Raw genomic sequence first — 16,884 nt, forward strand, 5'->3', positions numbered from 1 at the left:
GAATCCCGCGAATGCTGCAGTTCATCACTAAACGGACGGCCACCCTGGTGGCCGCCGTTGTGGTGTCCTCTTTCGCGGTCTTCCTGATCCCGTACTTCACCCCAGGTGATCCAGTGCGGAAGATCATCCGCTCCCGGGTGGCGGGCGATGCTGTCGACGAGTCCGCCGTGCAGGGACTCAGCGAGAGCCTGGGCCTGAATGACCCGCTGGCCGTCCAGTACTTCCGTTGGCTGGGGGACTTCTTCAGCGGTGACATGGGCCTGTCCTTCGTCAGCCGCACCCCTGTGGCTGAGCAGGTGCTTCCGGCACTTTCCGTCACGCTCAGCCTGGTCACCATGGCACTGGTCCTGGCCGCGGCGGTATCGCTCCCGCTGGGAATCATTGCCGGACTGAGGCCGGGAAGCACCGCGGACAAGGCAATCACCGCCGTAACGCAGGCCCTGATCGCCATGCCGGAATACTGGGTGGCTCCCGTGCTGGTGCTGGTCTTCGCCCTGAAGCTGTCCTTGCTGCCCACCGCAGGATGGAACGATCTCTCGTCCGCCGTCCTGCCCGCACTGACCCTGGCCCTGCGTCCCATCAGTTTCTTCACCTCGGCGGTAAGGGCCGGCATCATCGACGCCGCAGCCGCGGAACACGTGCCGGCCTCCCGGGCACGCGGCCTAAGCCAAGGCCAGGCCATCCTCCGCCACGTGGTGCCGAACGGACTGGTGCCGCTGTCCACCCTGTTCGCCGTGTGGTTCGCGGGGCTGCTGGGCGGATCAGTCATCGTCGAGGTCATTTTCGCGGTGCCCGGCATGGGCAGGCTGCTCTTCGACGCCGTGGTCAACAGCGACATCCCGCTGGCCCAGGGCGGCGTGGTGGTAGTGGTGGCACTCGCCGTCGGCGTCACCACCCTGGCGGACTTCGTGCACCGGTTCCTCAGCCGCACGGTGGGAGCGTCCCTTGCGTAAATGGTTGAACGTCACCACCCTTGCAACGACGGTGCTTGCCCTCATTGTGCTGGCGGTACTCCTGGCCCCGTGGGTCTCGCCCTATCCGCCGGCGGAACAGAACCTGGTTGAACGCCTTGCTCCGCCGTCGGCCGGGCACTGGCTGGGAACGGACAACCTGGGCCGGGATACCCTCAGCCGGATCCTCGAAGGCGGCCGGTTCTCCATGTCCGTGGCGGCACTGGCAACCCTGCTGACGTGCCTCCTGGGCGTGGCCATCGGCATCCTGAGTGCGAGGCGGCGCGGCTGGGTGGATGAATTCCTGACCCGCACCAACGACGTCCTGCTGGCCCTGCCGGAAATGGTGGTGGCGCTGTTCATCGTGGCGGCGCTGGGCACAGGCTTCGGGCCGCTGCTGCTCGCGCTTGTGGTCACAGGGTGGACGCCCTTTGCCCGGCTCGCCCGCACCCTGGCGTACGACGTCTCGGCCCGGGGCTTCGTTGACGCTGCGCGCGTGGTGGGCTGCACGCCGTCGTTCATTGTCTTCCGGCACGTCCTGCCGCACCTCGCAGCCCCGATCCTGGGCCAGGCGACACTGCGGTTCGGGCACCTGCTCATCAGCGTCGGCGCGCTGTCCTACCTGGGCCTGGGCGTCCAGCCCCCGCAGTCGGACTGGGGTTCCATGCTGGCGGCAGCGCAACCGTTCGCGGACCGCGCCCCCATGGGAATCCTTGCCCCCGGCCTGGTGATCTTTACCGTGGCCCTCTGCGTAACCCTGATCGGCCAGCGGGCAGCCCACATGGCCGCGGCACCGCTGCTGATGCCGCAGGCTGCGGAAAAATGAGCTCCGTGAACACGCGCCTGGTCCTGGAGGACCTGGAGGTGAGCCACAGAGCTTCCGACGGCGGGACTTCCGGCAAGGACCTGCTGTCCGGCGTCTCCCTGTCCGTTGATCCCGGTGAGTTCGTTGCGCTCGTGGGCAGTTCCGGTTCCGGCAAGACGCTGACTGCGATGTCCTGCCTGCAGCTGCTGCCGCCCAGCCTGGGCATCACCGGCGGTTCCGTCAGGCTGGGGGACCTGGACCTGACCCGCGCGTCCGAACAGGAGCTCAACTCGGTGCGCGGCGGACGGCTGGGGATGCTGTTCCAGCAGCCCAAACGCATGTTCAACCCGAACCGGACCATTGAGCAGCACCTCAAGGAGCCGCTGCGCCTGCACGCCGGACTGCGCGGCACGAAGGCGCGCAGCAAGGCTCTGGAGCTGCTCGACGAGGTGGGCTTCGCCGATCCCGTGAAGGGGATCCGGGCCTACCCGCACCAGCTGTCCGGCGGTATGGCCCAGCGGGCCATGACGGCACTGGCCCTGGCCGGGCGGCCCGGGATGCTGTTGGCAGATGAGCCGACGTCGGCGCTGGACAAGGTGCTGGAGCGCCAGATCCTGCAGCTGTTGGACAGGGAACGCCGGGAACGCGGCTTGGGCGTCCTCTACATCACCCATAACATCGCCTCCGTTGCCGCCTTCGCCGACCGCGTGCTCGTCATGAACTCGGGCAGCATTGTGGAGGCTGGACCTGCCGGTGCGCTCCTTACCCGGCCCAGGACGGCCTACACCCGCGAGCTGCTGGCTGCCGCGCGCCTTGCGCCGGAGTCCCGCCGTCGTCCGCCTTCCAGGGAACGCGACATCCTGGTGCTGCAGGGTGTGGGCAAGCACTTCGGGCCGCGGCGGAAGCTGGGCCATGCCGCGCTGCAGGATGTGTCGCTGACCCTGCGGCGCGGGGAAATCCTGGGCGTCCTGGGGCAGTCGGGCTCCGGCAAGAGCACCCTGGCCAAGGCCATCGTGGGCCTGGACACGGCCAGCACGGGAACCATCACCCGGCAGCTCGATGCTGCGGGACCACGTGAGGCAACGGCCGTGCAGCTGGTGTTCCAGGAACCGCACGGCGCGTTTGACCCGCGGATGACGCTCCGCACCAGCCTTCAGGCCCCGCTGCGCGCGCATCATGACCTTTCGCCGGAACACCGGGACGAGCGGATCACCGCCGCGATGGCTGAGGTGGAGCTGGATGCAGCTTTGCTGGACAAGCGCCCCGGGCAGTGCTCCGGCGGCCAGTTGCAGCGCGCCACAATCGCGCGGGCCCTGCTGCTGGAGCCGCAGGTCCTGATCTGTGACGAAGCTACCTCGGCACTGGACGCCCTCACGCAGCGCACCATTCTTAACCTGCTGCTGCGGCTGCAGCGCGAGCGCAACCTGTCCCTGATCGTCATTTCGCACGACATGGACGTGGTGCGGTACATGTGCGACCGGGTGGCTGTGCTGCTCGAAGGGCGCGTGGTTGAGGTTGCGGAAACCAAGGACTTTTTTGCGGCGCCACAGCACAAGCACAGCCAGGCCCTGGTGGAAGCCTCAATTCCTTGCCGGGCGGACGGACTGTGGAGTGTCCTGGACATTGCGAAGCCATAGTCGCGCTATGGCCGGCCGGTTTCCAATACGGACGCGAGATCGAAGCTGACCGGTTCCTCCAGCTGCGCGTAGGTGCACGATTCCGGGTCCCGGTCCGGCCGCCAGCGGTTGAACTGGGCCGTGTGCCGGAACCGGTCCCCCTCCATGTGGTCGTACCGGACCTCCACCACCAGTTCCGGGCGCAACGGCACGAAGGAGAGATCCTTCCCGGCGCTCCAGCGGCTGCCTTCGGCATTCCGCGGGGTCCGCTCCCCTTCCTCCTGTTTGCCCCACGCCCAGGGGTGGCCGTCAAAATCGGTGACCAGCGGCTGGAGCTGTTCGTACAGCTCCTGTCGGCGCTTCATGGGGAAAGCGCCAATCACCCCCACGCTGGCCAGGCCGCCGTCGTCCTTGTAGAGGCCGAGCAGCAGCGAGCCGATGACGTCCGGCCCGCTCTTGTGCACGCGGTAGCCCGCCACCACACAGTCGGCTGTGCGCTCGTGCTTGGTTTTGAACATCACCCGCTTGTCCGGCTGGTACTTACCGTCCAGCGGTTTGGCTATGATTCCGTCCAGGCCGGCCCCCTCGAACTGCCGGAACCACTGTTCTGCCATGTCCTTGTCGGTGGTGGCGGCGGTGAGGTGGACCGGGGCTTGGCTGGCTGCGAGTGCCTTCTCAAGCGCCGCCCGACGCTCGGTAAAGGGCCGGTCCGTGTAGTCATCGTCGCTCAAGGACAGCAGATCAAACGCCACGAACGAGGCGGGTGTCTGGGAAGCGAGCAGTTTCACACGGCTGGCGGCGGGGTGGATGCGCTGCTGCAGGGCATCAAAATCCAGCCGGTCCCCTGACGCGCCCACCACGATGATCTCGCCATCAACCACGCAGCGCGGTGGCAGGTTTTCCTTGAGCGCCTCAACCAGCTCCGGGAAGTAGCGGGTCATCGGCTTTTCATTTCGGCTGCCAATTTCCAGGTCGTCGCCGTCACGGAAGATGATGGACCGGAAGCCGTCCCACTTTGGCTCGTAACTGAGGCGCCCTTCCGGGATGCCGCTGACGGCCTTGGCGAGCATGGGCGGGACGGGCGGCATCACAGGAAGTTCCATGTGCCCATTCTTGCCCGGAGTCAGCCACTCGCGGAACCCCAGAGGGCGTGCGGCTTACCCCGCCAGCAACCAGACGATCAGGACCAGCACCGGGGCGGCCGCCGCCGTCGAAATGAGGATGCTTTCCCGCGCCACTGCCACTCCCCTGCCGTATTTGCTGGCAAACAGGAACACATTCTGTGCGGGCGGCAGCGCCGCCATCAGCACCACGCCCAGGAGCATGTGCTGGTCCAGGTTGAAAAGGAAGCGGCCGACGACGAACGCCACCGCCGGCATCACCGCGGACTTCAGCGCGGTGGCAGTGAGGATTTCGGCCGTGTGCCCGCCGCTTTGCAGCATGCGGGTACCGCGCAGGGACATACCGAATGCGAGCAGCACCACCGGGACCGCCGCGCCGCCCAGGAGCGTCAGCGGCGCCATTACCGGATCAGGAAGCTCCACCTTGAACGCGGCCAGAACCACTCCCAGGAGGGAGGCGATGATCATGGGATTCCGGAACGGCTGGGTGAGCAGCAGGCGCGGCGCGAACCGGCCGGCCTCAGAGAGGTCCAGCACGGTAAGGACCAGTGGTGCAAATAAAAGCAGCTGAACCAGCAGGACGGGTGCCACCGGGGTGGCATCTCCCAGGGCATACAGCGTGATGGGAATGCCGATGTTGTTGGCATTCACGTAGGAACTGGCCATCGCACCGATAGTGGTCTCAGCCAGCGGCCGCCGGAACCACAGCCGGCTAACCACCACGTAGAGCAGAGCGGTGGCGGCCGCGGTGATCAGCGCCAGCGGAACGTAGGCGGAAAAGACCGTAGTGATGTCGGATTCCAGGACCACCGTGAACAGCAGGACGGGGTTGGTGATGAAGAAGGCGGTCCGCGTCAGTGCCGAAACCGTGGGCTCCCCGCCCAGCCCGCACCGTGCGGCGATGTACCCCACTGCAATGACGACGCCGATCACCGCCAGCCCGATCAGCACACCGCCCACGAGTGGTACTTCCTTCCAGTTCCGCCGCCTGCGCAGGAGTTCCGGGGAAGCGCAGTACTACAAGTTACAAACTTATCCGACAAGCGGCGTGCCGCAGGCACGCCGGTCCCACCTCGGCGATGCACGCCAGAAAATCCTCGACACAGCACCACGCCGGACGGTAGAGGTTAAGGATGGTTACCGTCGGCTTCCACGCCTCCCATGAACAGATCAGTCCCGGCCAACTGCTTAAGGACGTCCAGCACGCGGAACGCGTCGGCTTCGACGCGGCCATGTGCTCGGACCACATCGAGCCGTGGTCCGCCCGGCAGGGGCACTCGGGGTTCGCATGGTCGTGGCTGGGGGCTGCGCTGGCCACAACAAAGCTCCGCTTCGGAGTGGTGACGGCGCCGGGACAGCGCTACCACCCGGCCATCATTGCCCACGCCTCAGCCACCCTGGCCAGCATGTTCCCGGGCCGCTTCTGGTTCGCTCCCGGCAGCGGCGAGAACATGAACGAGCACATTACGGGTGACGGGTGGCCGGCAAAGGACATCCGCCAGCGCCGGCTGGAGGAAAGCGTTGAGGTCATCCGGCGCCTGCACCGGGGCGAGGAGGTCACCCACCGCGGCCTGGTGACTGTGGAACAGGCAAGGATCTGGGACGTTCCGGACAATCCCCCGCCGCTCATCGCTCCAGCGGTCAGCGTGGACACCGCGCGCCGGGCGGCCTCCTGGGCGGACGGCCTGGTCACCGTGAACCAGCCTGCCGACAAGCTCAAGGACATGCTGGCCGCCTACCGGGACTACGGCGGGCGGGGCAAGGCTGTCCTGCAGGTGCATTTGTCCTGGGCCGGGAACGAGGACGAAGCAGTTGCCGTTGCCCTCGACCAGTGGCGGACCAACACCTATGATCCGCCCATCCCGTGGGACCTGCCCACGGCCGGACACTTCGACCTCGTGGGCAAACACGTGACGGAGGAGCAGGTCCGCACAACAGTCAACATCTCAGCAAGCCTGGAACAGCACGTGGACTGGCTTGCCGGGTACGCGGAGCTGGGCTTCGACGAGCTCTACCTGCATTTTGTGGGCCAGGAGCAGGCACCGTTTATCGACACGTTCGCCGGAGAGGTCCTCCCGCAGCTGCGCACACCCGGCGGAATCCCTGCCGGTGTCCACGCTGTGCCGCAGCTTGCGGCGGCCGCTGCCGAACCGCCGTCGTCCGGTGCTTCCGCATGAGGATCGCGGAAACCTCGGACCTCTGGTGGAAAAATGCGGTGGTCTACTGCCTGGACGTTGAGACGTTCTTTGACGACGACGGCGACGGCATCGGCGACTTCGCCGGCCTCACTCAGCGCGTGGACTACCTGGCCGCCCTGGGCGTGACCTGCATCTGGCTGATGCCGTTCTACCCTTCGCCGGACCGGGACGACGGCTACGACGTGACGGATTTCTTCACCGTAGATCCCCGGCTGGGCACCATGGGGGACCTGGTCGAGTTCATCCGGGCGGCCAGGGACCGCGGCATGCGGGTCATCGCGGACTTCGTGGTCAACCACACCTCGGACCAGCACCCGTGGTTCATCGAGGCCCGGAAATCCAAGGACAACCCGTACCGGGACTTCTACGTGTGGCGGAGCGACACTCCTCCGGACACGTCCTCGGAGGTGGTGTTCCCCGGCGAGGAAACCTCGCTGTGGACCCAGGATGACGCCACCGGGGAGTGGTACCTGCACATGTTCGCCAAGCACCAGCCGGACCTGAATGTAACCAACCCAGCGGTGCGGAACGAAATCGCCAAGGCCATGGGCCTGTGGCTGGAACTCGGGTTGGACGGCTTCCGGCTCGACGCAGTGCCCTTCTTCCTGGAGACCCGCGGCCAGCCCAAGGACGAGGCGGCCAACCTGGATCCGCACGAATACCTCAGCGCGCTGCGCAGTTTCGTCAGCCGACGCAACGGCAGCGCAGTGCTGCTGGGCGAGGTGAACCTGCCATACAAGGAGCAACTGGAGTACTTCGGCGGGCCGGAGGGCAATGAGCTGAACATGCAGTTCGACTTTCTGTCCATGCAGCACATCTACCTGTCGCTGGCCCGGCAGGAGGCCCGGCCGCTGGCCGAGACGCTCAAGAGCCGCCCGGCACTGCATCCCGACAACCAGTGGGCCATGTTCGTGCGCAACCATGACGAACTGACCCTGGACAAGCTCAGTGACGGCGAGCGCCAGGAGGTGTTCGCCGCGTTCGGGCCGGAGAAGAACATGCAGATCTACGGCCGCGGCCTGCGCCGGAGGCTTCCCCCGATGTTGGGCGGCGACCCGGACCGCCTCCGCATGGTGTACTCCCTGATGTTCTCCCTCCCCGGCACCCCGGTGCTGTTCTATGGCGAGGAGATCGGCATGGGTGAAGACCTCAAGCAGAAGAGCCGCGCCGCGGTGCGCACCCCCATGCAGTGGAGCGACGCTAAAAACGGCGGCTTCTCGAGTGCCAAGGCCTCGGACCTGGTGGCGCCCCTGGTGCGCGGGGACTATGGGCCGGAACGTATCAGCGCCGCCGCCGCGAAACGCGACCCCGGTTCGCTGTTCAACTTTATGACCACCCTGATCCAGCGTTACCGGGAATCCCCGGAACTGGGCTGGGGCGAATTCGCCATCATCGACCAGCCCGAGCCCGCCGTCTTCGCGCACACCTGCAGCTCCGACGGCGGCACCCTGGTCCTCCTGCACAACCTCAGCGGGGAACCGGTGAAAGTCGCCGGCAACGCCGGACCGGAAGACGGGCCGCGGCAGGCGTTCAAGGGCGCAATCCTGCTGGACCTGTTCGACGGCGACAACGTGCCTTTGGAGCCCGACGGCGGCTTCACGGTTGAGCTGGGACGTTACGGTTACCGCTGGTACCGGGTGCACGGGAAAGGCGACCGGTTGGCGCCCTGAGCGTGCAGATGTCCGGCGGGCGGCACGGCAGCAGTCAGGAGGCCGCTGGAGGCCCGGTCAGGACGGGAGTCGGCGGGCGGAGGACACCGCCAACAGACGTTCAGCTTCGCCCAGGATCCGCTCCCTCACTGGCAGGGACACTGTCACTGTGCGCCGGCCGTCCTGCTCCTGGTCGCGGATGCCCACCGCAAGGGCGCTCATCAGGTCCGCGTCCTCCTCAGTAGCCAGGTCGCTGCCGATGAGCTGGACCAGCACCTTCAAACCCGCCAGCCGCCGTTGCGGGTCGGCGTCGTTAAGTGCGGAGTCAATGGCCCATTGCGCGCGCTTCCACCATTGGTCCCGTCGGTCTGCGCGCGATCTTTGCCGATACGTCAGGTAGGCCACCAAAACGACGCCGAACGTGGCCAGTGGCGCGAGCGATGCGGCCCCGAGCATCCCTGCCCAGATCCCCTGCACGATATCCATGGCACTACCTTAGGTGCCTCCGCCTGCCGGCCCGCGGACAATTGCCGTGCCGGAGAAACAAGGCCGGCTCGAAGAACTAACCGGCACCTAACCGGCGGGAAACCGGCTGGCAACATTGGCCGTCCACACTTGGTAGTGCAGGCAAGAGCCGGCACCAGCTCCAGCCAGGAGGCCCCGCCATGTTGAAGGAAGCAGCAGCCCATGTAACCAGAGTCCGCGCCCTGGACCAGCTCCGCCGCGGCGATGAAATTGAAGCCCGCCTCTCGGTGGGCCCTTCCTATGACGACGTAGTGATCCGCCGTGGCAGCGTCCAGGAAACAGCGCCGGGCATCGGCGTCGTCTGGATCCTCGACCGGATCACGGGCCTGCGGAAAGCCGTCAATGCAGACGAATGCAGCGTGTGGCGGGTCGCCTGAACCTGGACGCCATCCGGCTTTTGTGGAGTGCACACAACCGCGACGGCGGGTGTAGTCAGTAAGGACTGCCCGCCGCCCGCGAAGCATGCTTGGCCAGGCGTCACCCACCGGCCACCGACTGGATGATCAGCACCTCCTGGCCGGGTGCCACCTCCGTGTCCAAGCCCTGCAGCCGCCGTACCTCGTCACCGGCCACATAGATATTCACGAAGCGCCGCAACGTTCCCGTCTCGTCACGGAGCCGCCGGGCGAGCACAGGATAGCCCGCCGTCACAAAATCCAGCAGCTTTGCCACCGTTAAAGGCCCGCTGGCGGGCGCAGTCAGTTCGGACTGCCCGCCGGCCAGGGGTTGCAGGATGCTGGGAAGCACCACTGTGATGCCCGGCTCAGCGCCGGACTGCCCGCTGTTGCCGGCCGTCGGCCTCCTGGTCCGGGCGGACGCGTTGTCCGGCATCGTGCTGTCAGGCACCGGCCACCACTGCTGCCCGGACACACAGTACATCCGGCAGGTGGGCCGCCACCTCGGCGAACGTCTCCCCTTCGTCCGCGCTGGCGTAGACCGTGCCGCCGCGGGTACCAAAGTAGACCCCCGCGGGCTCCGCAGTATCCACGGAGGCGGCGTCCCTCAGCACGCTGTTGTACTCAGCTGTCGGCAGCCCGTTGCTGAGCCTCTTCCAGGTGCCACCGGCGTCGTCCGTGCGGTGCACTGCCAGCTCGCCGTCGGGCGGGATACGCTCACCGTCGGCCTTGAGCGGGACAACCCAGGCAGTACCTTCCCGGCGGGGATGGGTCAACATCACGAATCCGAAGTCGGCCGGCAGGCCTTCGGCGATGGAGTTCCAACTCTCGGCGTTGTCATCCGTACGGTAGACACCGTGGTGGTTTTGCGCGTACAGGCGGCCGTCGACGGCGGCGTCCCCGGCTATCTTGTGGACGCACTGGCCGAACTCGGGGTTGGGGTCCGGCATGAAGTAGGCCGAAATTCCCCGGTTCCGCGCTTCCCAGGAGGTGCCGCCGTCGAGCGAGCGGTAAACGCCGCCGGTGCTCATGGCTACGTGCACGGTGTCGCGGGCGGGGTGGGCCACGATGGAATGGGCGGCCGCCCCGCCGTAACCGGCACCCCATTCGCTCCGGTGGGGGTGGTCCCAGAGGCCGCGGTTGAGTTCAAAGTGTTCGCCGCCGTCGGTTGACTTCCAGACCGAGATGGGCTCGGCTCCTGCCCACACCACACCCGGACGGGACTCTGCGTCCGGATAAATCTGCCAGATCCGCTCCAGCGCGGCGCCGGTATCCTCGGGGAACCTAATGGCGCCCTGCTCTGGTTCGGACCAGGTGGCACCCAAGTCGTCCGAATGGGCAACAGTAGGTCCCCAGTGCTCGTTTCGGACCCCCACCATAATGCGTGTGCGGCCTTCCCTTGTATCGATCCCAATGCTGGGAATCTCACTCATCAGGAAATGCGGGCCAGTGAATGACCATTGGCGCCTGTCCTCGCTGGTGGCCAGCCAAAGGCCCTTTTTGGTCCCGATCGCCAAGACAAAACTCTCTGCGGTTGTCATGACCACCATGCAACCACCGCCCCGGGCGGCCCGCAACGGTTTCTTGGCCGGCGAGGCCGTCCGGCGGCTGTTAGTCCACGAACTCCGACTGGGTTTCGATGAAGTCCCAGTCCGCCGCCGTCAGCACTGCCGTTGGGTTATCCGGATGGGGTCCACCTGCCTGGGCGATGCCTTGCAGCACCGGAAGCGGAAGCTCCCCCGCACGGAGGTTCTCCCGCAGCCATTCCTTGCTTGCAAGGTCCAGGTCCAGCCACCACATAAAAATTTCCATACCCTCACGCCCTTTCGTCGACTGATTCAACGGTATGCGCGGGCGGGACGGGCTACAAGGTATTGGGGCGGCGCCAAGTGGCGCGTCCGATTATTCGGGTACCGGCAGGTAACCGGTCCTTTGGAAGCTTGCCAAAGACGAGTAGCTCCTACCCGCGACCGGCCACAACAGCCCGCCTAGCCTGAAAACTCAAGCAAGCTGACCGTGCTGCTGGGACAATTGGCGCATTCGCTGGTCCTCCCCATCATGGTCCGTCCCACCTCGAGAAATGGGGAGAATCATCATGAAACGTGCCATAACAACGTTGGGGGTGCTGAGCCTGGTGGCGCTTGCCGCCGCGGCTCCAGCCGTGGCGGACCGCGGCAGCGACCACGACAAAGTCATCATTTGCCACGCTGGTAAGGGCTCGAAGTCCGGGCACTTTACCGCAAACAGTGTTTCCGTCCCCTCAATGAGCGGCCATGACGAACACGGCGCAGACATCATCCCGCCCAACAACGGCATGAAATACGGACAGAACTGGGATGATGTGGGGCGGGCCATCCACGCCAACGGGTGCGTCGTTCCGCCGGTTGTCGTCCCACCCGTTGACGTCCCACCCGTTGACGTCCCGCCCGTTGACGTCCCGCCGGTTGTGGTCCCGCCCGTTGACGTCCCACCCGTTGACGTCCCGCCTGCCGCCACGCCCGTGGTCGTCCCGGAACAGCCCGTCGCCGTGCCGGAACAGCCGGCGGCCGTCCAGCCGCAGGCGAACGGGCCTCAGGCTGCAGCAGCGGCCCCTGCCGCCGGCGCCACTGGCAACGAAAGCCTGGGAACGAACCAGGGGTACAACGCCCAGACTGCTGTCGGCGGCTCTGACGGCGCACCGTCCTGGTTGGCCGGCCTGGGCGCACTGCTCACAGCGGGAGCGGCCGTGGCATTCCGCCGCAAGTCCCGATCGCTGCCCCTGGCCGGGTGACGGAGGCTAAGCCGCAGTCCGTGGCTACCTAACAAGGAAGGCGTCCCGCCAGTGCCCGGCTGGGCGCCTTCCTTCCCCGATGCAACTGCTGAGGAGCAGCATGCCCAAGGAACGCAGCCGGCACGCGGCCTCTAAAGCGCACAGGTGGAGGCGCTGGAACCGTGGCGACCTGGTCATTCTCCTGTGCGGCATCCTGGCCTTTTTTTCCATCAGCTTCGGCACTCCCATGGTCCAACAAGCGGAATGGTCCGCCCATGGAAGCGGTACAGAAACTACATCGGCCCCCTCGGCCGGCAGCTCCATGGAACCGGCGCCCATCGCCGCAACAAGGACACCGGAAGGGGCAACACCAGCCCCCGCCGATTCCGTTGCACAGCAAGCCTCTGGCCTGCCGGCAGCAGCGGCTCCGGCGCGCATTCGCTACCCGTCCGCCGCGTTCGATGTGCCGGTGCACGCGCTGGAGCTGGACGCCGCCGCGCAGGAAGGCCGAACCATCGTGCCTCCGGCCACCAAGGACGGCTACTGGCTAACCCTGTTCGGTGCGCCGGGAAACGGCTCCGCCAACACCACTTACGTCATCGGACACAGCTGGGAAGGCGCAGATGCGCCCTTCAATCGGCTGAGCTCAGCAGCCAGGGCGGGTGACGTGTTTGAGGTGGACACACTGGCGGGCACCATTCCCTATCGTGTGGACAGCGTGACGACGTACCTGAAGTCTGGCCTGAAAGACAGTCCCATTTGGGAGATTGTGCCAAACCGGCTGGTCCTGATCAGCTGCTACACCGAGGATCCCTGGGGGAAAAACGTAGTGCTTACGGCTTCGCCTGCCACGTCCTGACACCCCATATCAGATCGCCGCTGTTCAAGAGGGTGCGGGCGGGCTGAGAATAAACTATGTCGTCAGAACACATACGCGGTACATCGCCCCTGCTGGTAGGGGTAGCCCCCCATCAGCATCCAGAGGTCCTGCAAACCGCCGCCAACCTCGCTGCCCGGCTGGGGGCGCGCCTGCTCTGTGCCTACGTTGATGAGGCCAGCTATTTGGTGGAATGGGACCCTGCGCGGTCCGCCCACAGACTCTCCCTGCACCCGAACGCGGATGCGGAGAACATTGGCGGCGTGACGTCGGAACTTAAGGCTGCGATAGAAGCCGCAATAGCCCAGGTGCCGCCCGGAACCGCGGCCTCGGAATGGACTCTGCAAACCCTGGCAGGGGATCCCGCCCGTGCTCTCGCCCAACTCGCAGCGGAAACCAACGCGCCGATGATCATCGTGGGGACCTCCGAGCGGGGCTTCTCGCATCGCCTTGCGGAAGCACTCAGCGGCTCGGTGGGTGCGTGGCTTACGCACCATCAAAGCAGGCCGGTACTCATCGTCCCTTACCGCATGGCCGCCCACGAGGACCGGCGCTGACCTGCGAAAGGCCCTGCCATACACCTGAGAATCACGGCAAAGAAAGTAAAGCGAAAGTAGTTATTCGCGGTGCTGGCGGACCGGGCTACCAGCCCGTATGCTGATTCAAGCAGGCCGATTCCAGCAGTGTGGAAGTAGGCTTTGCCCAAGAGCTGCTCCGGAGTGCGTATCCCCCAATAACGCACTCCGGAGCTTTTTTGTGCCCAAAACCCGCCTGCACGCAAGGCATGAATACCCCCTAGGGGTACTTGCGCTTATACCCCCAAGGGGTATAGGATAGCTGTATGAGCGAAGCTGATGCAGCAGTCACGGAAACCATTGCGGACCAGCCGGCAGCAGGGCATGGGTACGCCGGGAACAAGGATGCCTACCTTCGCCGGCTCAAGCGCATCGAAGGCCAGGTGCGGGGAATTGCCCGCATGGTGGATGAGGACAAGTACTGCATCGACATCCTCACGCAGGTTTCCGCCGTGACCAAGGCGCTCCATGCCGTCAGCCTGGGGCTGGTGGAGGAGCACATCGGCCACTGCGTGGTGGGTGCAGCCTCCGAACCGGACCCTGCAGCTCGCGCCGACGCCATCGACGCCAAAGTCAAGGAAGCCGCCGACGCCATCGGCCGGCTCCTCCGGTAACAGCTGCCCGCCGTCGACGCGTCCCCAACGCCTTCCAATAACGCCGCGCCAACAACAAGGAGCAACACATGAGTACCACTTCCCCCACTACAACCACCGTCAGCGTCTCCGGAATGACCTGCGGGCACTGCGTCTCGGCCGTCAGTGAAGAACTTGAGGCCCTCGCCGGCGTGGAGGCAGTGGACGTCGAACTCAACGCCGGGGGCATCTCAACCGTCACCATCACCTCCGGCAACGAGCTGTCACCGTCCGAGATCGGCGAGGCCGTTGCAGAGGCCGGGTACCTGGTCGTCGCAAACGAAGCGTAACCACCACCACTGATTCGAGGAACGGCATGAGCAACCAGGAACTCCTTCACCAACCCGGAAGCCGGGTGGTGGAACTCGACATCGAGGGCATGACCTGCGCGTCCTGCGTCAACCGGGTAGAAAAGAAGCTCGGGAAGCTCGACGGGGTCCAAGCCCTGGTAAACCTACCCCTGGAATCGGCCCACGTAACAGTCCCGGCCGCCGTAACGGACGAGCAGTTGTTAACTACAGTCAGTGCCGCCGGGTACAAAGCAAAGGTCCGCCAGCCGCTTTACCGCAGCCCCGAGGCGGGCACCGAGAGTCAAACCCTCGGTGCCTTGCCCGCGAGAGGGGACAGCGGAGACTTGCGGCAGCATGCGTCTAAGCGAGGCACGAGCGAGCATGCCGGGCAAGTCTCCCGTGGCGCCGCGGCACGCGACCACGCCACCGCGAAAGCTGACCACGGTGTGGCCACCGAAAACCACATGTCCCACGGAGGCGCCGCATCCCAGCTGCGCCCGCGCCTGGTCCTGGCCGCGGTTCTTACGGTGCCCGTGTTCCTTCTTTCGATGGTTCCGGCGTTCCAGTTCCCGCACTGGGGCTGGGTGGCTGCCGCGCTGGCCCTGCCCGTGGTTAGCTGGGCAGCCTGGCCGTTCCACCGCGCGGCCGCCATCAACGCCCGCCACTTCGCCTCCACGATGGACACTCTGGTGTCCATCGGCGTTGCCGCAGCGTACCTGTTCTCAGCCTGGCAACTGCTTGCGGATCCCCTGATGACACAGCACCCCGGCATGGAGGGAATGGAGCAGGGCGGCCTTTACTTCGAGGTTGCAGCCGTCGTCACCACCTTCCTGCTCCTGGGACGCTACCTGGAGGCCAATGCGAAGCAAAAGGCCGGGGACGCCCTGCACGCCCTTCTCAGCCTCGGCGCAAAGGATGCCACCGTTTTAGTCGGGGGCACCGAACACAGGATTCCTGCCGAGCGGCTCCAGGTGGGCGACGTCCTGGTGGTCCGGCCGGGTGAGAAGATCGCCACCGACGGCCTGGTGGTTGAGGGGACGTCGGCCGTGGACGCCTCACTGGTCACCGGCGAATCAGTACCCGTGGAAGTGGGCCCGGAAAGCCACGTAACCGGTGCAACCATCAACACCTCCGGCCGCCTGCTGGTCAAGGCGACCCGTGTCGGCTCCGAGACCACGCTGGCGCAGATGGCTCGGCTTGTGTCCCAGGCCCAGACGGGAAAGGCTCCCATCGCCCGCCTCGCGGACCGCATCAGTGCCGTGTTCGTTCCCGTAGTCCTGGCCATCGCCGCTCTGACCTTTGTGCTTTGGCTGCTCCTCGCCGGGGCGGAAGGCGGAGGGCTGCGTTCGGCCTTCATCGCCGCCGTCGCCGTCCTTGTGATCGCCTGCCCGTGCGCGCTGGGCCTCGCCACTCCAGTCGGCCTGCTCACGGGCACCGGCCGGGGCGCCCAACTGGGAATCCTCATCAAAGGCCCGCAGGTCCTTGAGGACACCCGGACCGTGGACACCATCCTGCTGGACAAAACCGGCACCGTCACCACCGGACTGCTGGCCGTGGACTCAACCCTTGCATTTGAGGGGTTCGAGGAGCGCGAGGTGTTGAGGCTGGCCGGAGCCGTGGAAGCGGCGTCCGAGCACCCCATCGCCCGGGCCATTGCCGCAGCTGCAGGGGCTCAGGAAGCGGAGACAGCCACTCATACAGCGTCCGACGGCGCGGTGTTGCCGTCAGTCCAGGCCTTCCGTTCCGCTCCGGGCGGCGGAGTCACTGGAACGGTCGAGGGGAGACTGGTCACCGCCGGGCGCACCGGCTGGCTCAAGGAAAACGGCATCGCCATGACACCCAGGCACCTGGAGCTGCTCGCTGCCGCCGAAGCTGCCGGCGCCACCGCCATCTGGGTTGCCGTGGACGGTACTGCTGCCGGAATCATCAACCTGCGGGACACCATCAAGAACGGCTCCGCTGCCGCCGTTGGACGAATGAAATCCCTGGGCCTGCGGCCCATCCTCCTGACCGGCGATAACGCCGCTGTTGCCGCCCAGGTGGCTGCCGCCGTCGGCATCGATCCCGCAGATGTCTACGCAGGGGTCCTGCCGGAGGGCAAAGTGGAGGTGGTGCGCACACTGCAGTCCCGTGGCGCTACCGTGGCCATGGCCGGAGACGGCGTCAATGATGCCGCAGCGCTGGCACAGGCTGACCTCGGGATCGCCATGGGATCCGGCACTGACGTGGCCATCGAGGCGGCCGACCTTACCGTGATGGGCAACGACCTTTCGCAGGTGGTCCAGGCCATCGAGCTGTCACGCCGGACCCTGGCCACCATCAAAACCAACCTGTTCTGGGCGTTCTTCTACAACGCCGTGGGCATCCCGGTGGCGGCCCTGGGCCTGCTCAACCCAATGATTGCCGGCGCCGCGATGGCCGCCAGTTCCGTCCTGGTGGTGGCCAACTCGCTGCGCCTCCGGAGCTTCGGCAAGAAGAGCTAAAGCGCCAGGCCCGCAGCCC

The 16,884-nt window shown here is 66.1% G+C and carries 18 protein-coding genes; 12 read left to right on the forward strand and 6 right to left on the reverse strand.

Translation table 11 applies throughout. The annotated features are described in order from the left end of the window. Positions 1–11 precede the first annotated feature (11 nt). Genes M1E07_RS19880 through M1E07_RS19890 form a run of 3 tightly spaced genes read left to right on the forward strand, consistent with a single transcriptional unit; the run spans position 12 to position 3,392 of the window. Positions 12–953 (forward strand): ABC transporter permease, encoded by a 942-nt coding sequence (locus tag M1E07_RS19880; protein WP_461188320.1) that lies wholly within the window; start codon positions 12–14, stop codon positions 951–953. Beyond that, positions 946–1,776, forward strand: a complete 831-nt coding sequence (locus tag M1E07_RS19885) for an ABC transporter permease (RefSeq protein ID WP_461188321.1) — start codon at positions 946–948, stop codon at positions 1,774–1,776. The genes M1E07_RS19880 and M1E07_RS19885 overlap by 8 nt, the downstream gene beginning before the upstream one ends. 5 nt (positions 1,777–1,781) lie before the next feature. After that, positions 1,782–3,392: an ATP-binding cassette domain-containing protein gene (locus tag M1E07_RS19890; RefSeq protein WP_461188322.1), complete on the forward strand. Its 1,611-nt coding sequence runs from the start codon at positions 1,782–1,784 to the stop codon at positions 3,390–3,392. Between the two features lie 5 nt (positions 3,393–3,397). Here the strand turns inward: M1E07_RS19890 and M1E07_RS19895 are convergent, their stop codons facing one another. Together M1E07_RS19895 and M1E07_RS19900 are read right to left on the reverse strand one after the other, a co-directional pair. Further along, positions 3,398–4,474, reverse strand: a complete 1,077-nt coding sequence (locus M1E07_RS19895) for an ATP-dependent DNA ligase (protein ID WP_461188323.1) — start codon at positions 4,472–4,474, stop codon at positions 3,398–3,400. 54 nt (positions 4,475–4,528) lie between these two features. Further along, positions 4,529–5,452: an AEC family transporter gene (locus M1E07_RS19900; RefSeq protein ID WP_461188324.1), complete on the reverse strand. Its 924-nt coding sequence runs from the start codon at positions 5,450–5,452 to the stop codon at positions 4,529–4,531. A 173-nt stretch (positions 5,453–5,625) separates the two neighbouring features. Between M1E07_RS19900 and M1E07_RS19905 the strand changes: the two genes are divergently transcribed. Both M1E07_RS19905 and M1E07_RS19910 read left to right on the forward strand, forming a co-directional pair. Further along, complete coding sequence (locus tag M1E07_RS19905; RefSeq protein WP_461188325.1) at positions 5,626–6,669, forward strand: TIGR03885 family FMN-dependent LLM class oxidoreductase; 1,044 nt, start codon at positions 5,626–5,628, stop codon at positions 6,667–6,669. After that, positions 6,666–8,360: an alpha-amylase family protein gene (locus M1E07_RS19910; protein WP_461188326.1), complete on the forward strand. Its 1,695-nt coding sequence runs from the start codon at positions 6,666–6,668 to the stop codon at positions 8,358–8,360. Before M1E07_RS19905 ends, M1E07_RS19910 begins: the two co-directional genes overlap by 4 nt. A 57-nt stretch (positions 8,361–8,417) precedes the next feature. On the opposite strand, the gene M1E07_RS19915 is transcribed toward M1E07_RS19910, so the two are convergent. Further along, the gene (locus tag M1E07_RS19915; RefSeq protein ID WP_461188327.1) at positions 8,418–8,825 is read right to left on the reverse strand and encodes a hypothetical protein; all 408 of its coding nucleotides are present in this window, start codon (positions 8,823–8,825) and stop codon (positions 8,418–8,420) included. A gap of 179 nt (positions 8,826–9,004) precedes the next feature. Here M1E07_RS19915 and M1E07_RS19920 point away from each other — a divergent pair, with 179 nt between their 5' ends. Next, positions 9,005–9,241 (forward strand): hypothetical protein, encoded by a 237-nt coding sequence (locus M1E07_RS19920; RefSeq protein WP_461188328.1) that lies wholly within the window; start codon positions 9,005–9,007, stop codon positions 9,239–9,241. A gap of 100 nt (positions 9,242–9,341) precedes the next feature. Here M1E07_RS19920 and M1E07_RS19925 read toward each other — a convergent pair whose 3' ends face one another. From M1E07_RS19925 to M1E07_RS19935, 3 genes are all read right to left on the reverse strand, one after another. Further along, positions 9,342–9,614 (reverse strand): MoaD/ThiS family protein, encoded by a 273-nt coding sequence (locus M1E07_RS19925; protein ID WP_461190449.1) that lies wholly within the window; start codon positions 9,612–9,614, stop codon positions 9,342–9,344. 88 nt (positions 9,615–9,702) lie between these two features. Continuing rightward, positions 9,703–10,809 (reverse strand): WD40/YVTN/BNR-like repeat-containing protein, encoded by a 1,107-nt coding sequence (locus M1E07_RS19930; protein WP_461188329.1) that lies wholly within the window; start codon positions 10,807–10,809, stop codon positions 9,703–9,705. A 61-nt stretch (positions 10,810–10,870) separates the two neighbouring features. After that, entirely contained in the window at positions 10,871–11,071 is a 201-nt protein-coding gene (locus M1E07_RS19935; RefSeq protein WP_461188330.1) for a hypothetical protein, read from the reverse strand. Between the two features lie 283 nt (positions 11,072–11,354). On the opposite strand from M1E07_RS19935, the gene M1E07_RS19940 reads away from it, so the two are divergent. The 6 genes from M1E07_RS19940 (at position 11,355) to M1E07_RS19965 (ending at position 16,865) form a co-directional block, all read left to right on the forward strand. After that, positions 11,355–12,029 (forward strand): hypothetical protein, encoded by a 675-nt coding sequence (locus M1E07_RS19940; protein WP_461188331.1) that lies wholly within the window; start codon positions 11,355–11,357, stop codon positions 12,027–12,029. A 100-nt stretch (positions 12,030–12,129) separates the two neighbouring features. Then, the gene (locus M1E07_RS19945; protein WP_461188332.1) at positions 12,130–12,867 is read left to right on the forward strand and encodes a class F sortase; all 738 of its coding nucleotides are present in this window, start codon (positions 12,130–12,132) and stop codon (positions 12,865–12,867) included. 56 nt (positions 12,868–12,923) lie between these two features. Further along, complete coding sequence (locus M1E07_RS19950; RefSeq protein WP_461188333.1) at positions 12,924–13,442, forward strand: universal stress protein; 519 nt, start codon at positions 12,924–12,926, stop codon at positions 13,440–13,442. A gap of 284 nt (positions 13,443–13,726) precedes the next feature. Further along, on the forward strand, positions 13,727–14,074 hold the full coding sequence (locus M1E07_RS19955; RefSeq protein ID WP_461188334.1) for a metal-sensitive transcriptional regulator: 348 nt from the start codon (positions 13,727–13,729) through the stop codon (positions 14,072–14,074). A 68-nt stretch (positions 14,075–14,142) separates the two neighbouring features. Further along, positions 14,143–14,382, forward strand: coding sequence for a heavy-metal-associated domain-containing protein (locus M1E07_RS19960; protein ID WP_461188335.1), 240 nt, complete (start codon positions 14,143–14,145; stop codon positions 14,380–14,382). A 26-nt stretch (positions 14,383–14,408) separates the two neighbouring features. Beyond that, entirely contained in the window at positions 14,409–16,865 is a 2,457-nt protein-coding gene (locus M1E07_RS19965) for a heavy metal translocating P-type ATPase (RefSeq protein WP_461188336.1), read from the forward strand. Positions 16,866–16,884: the final 19 nt, after the last annotated feature.

Source organism: Arthrobacter sp. Z4-13 (genome assembly GCF_054792705.1).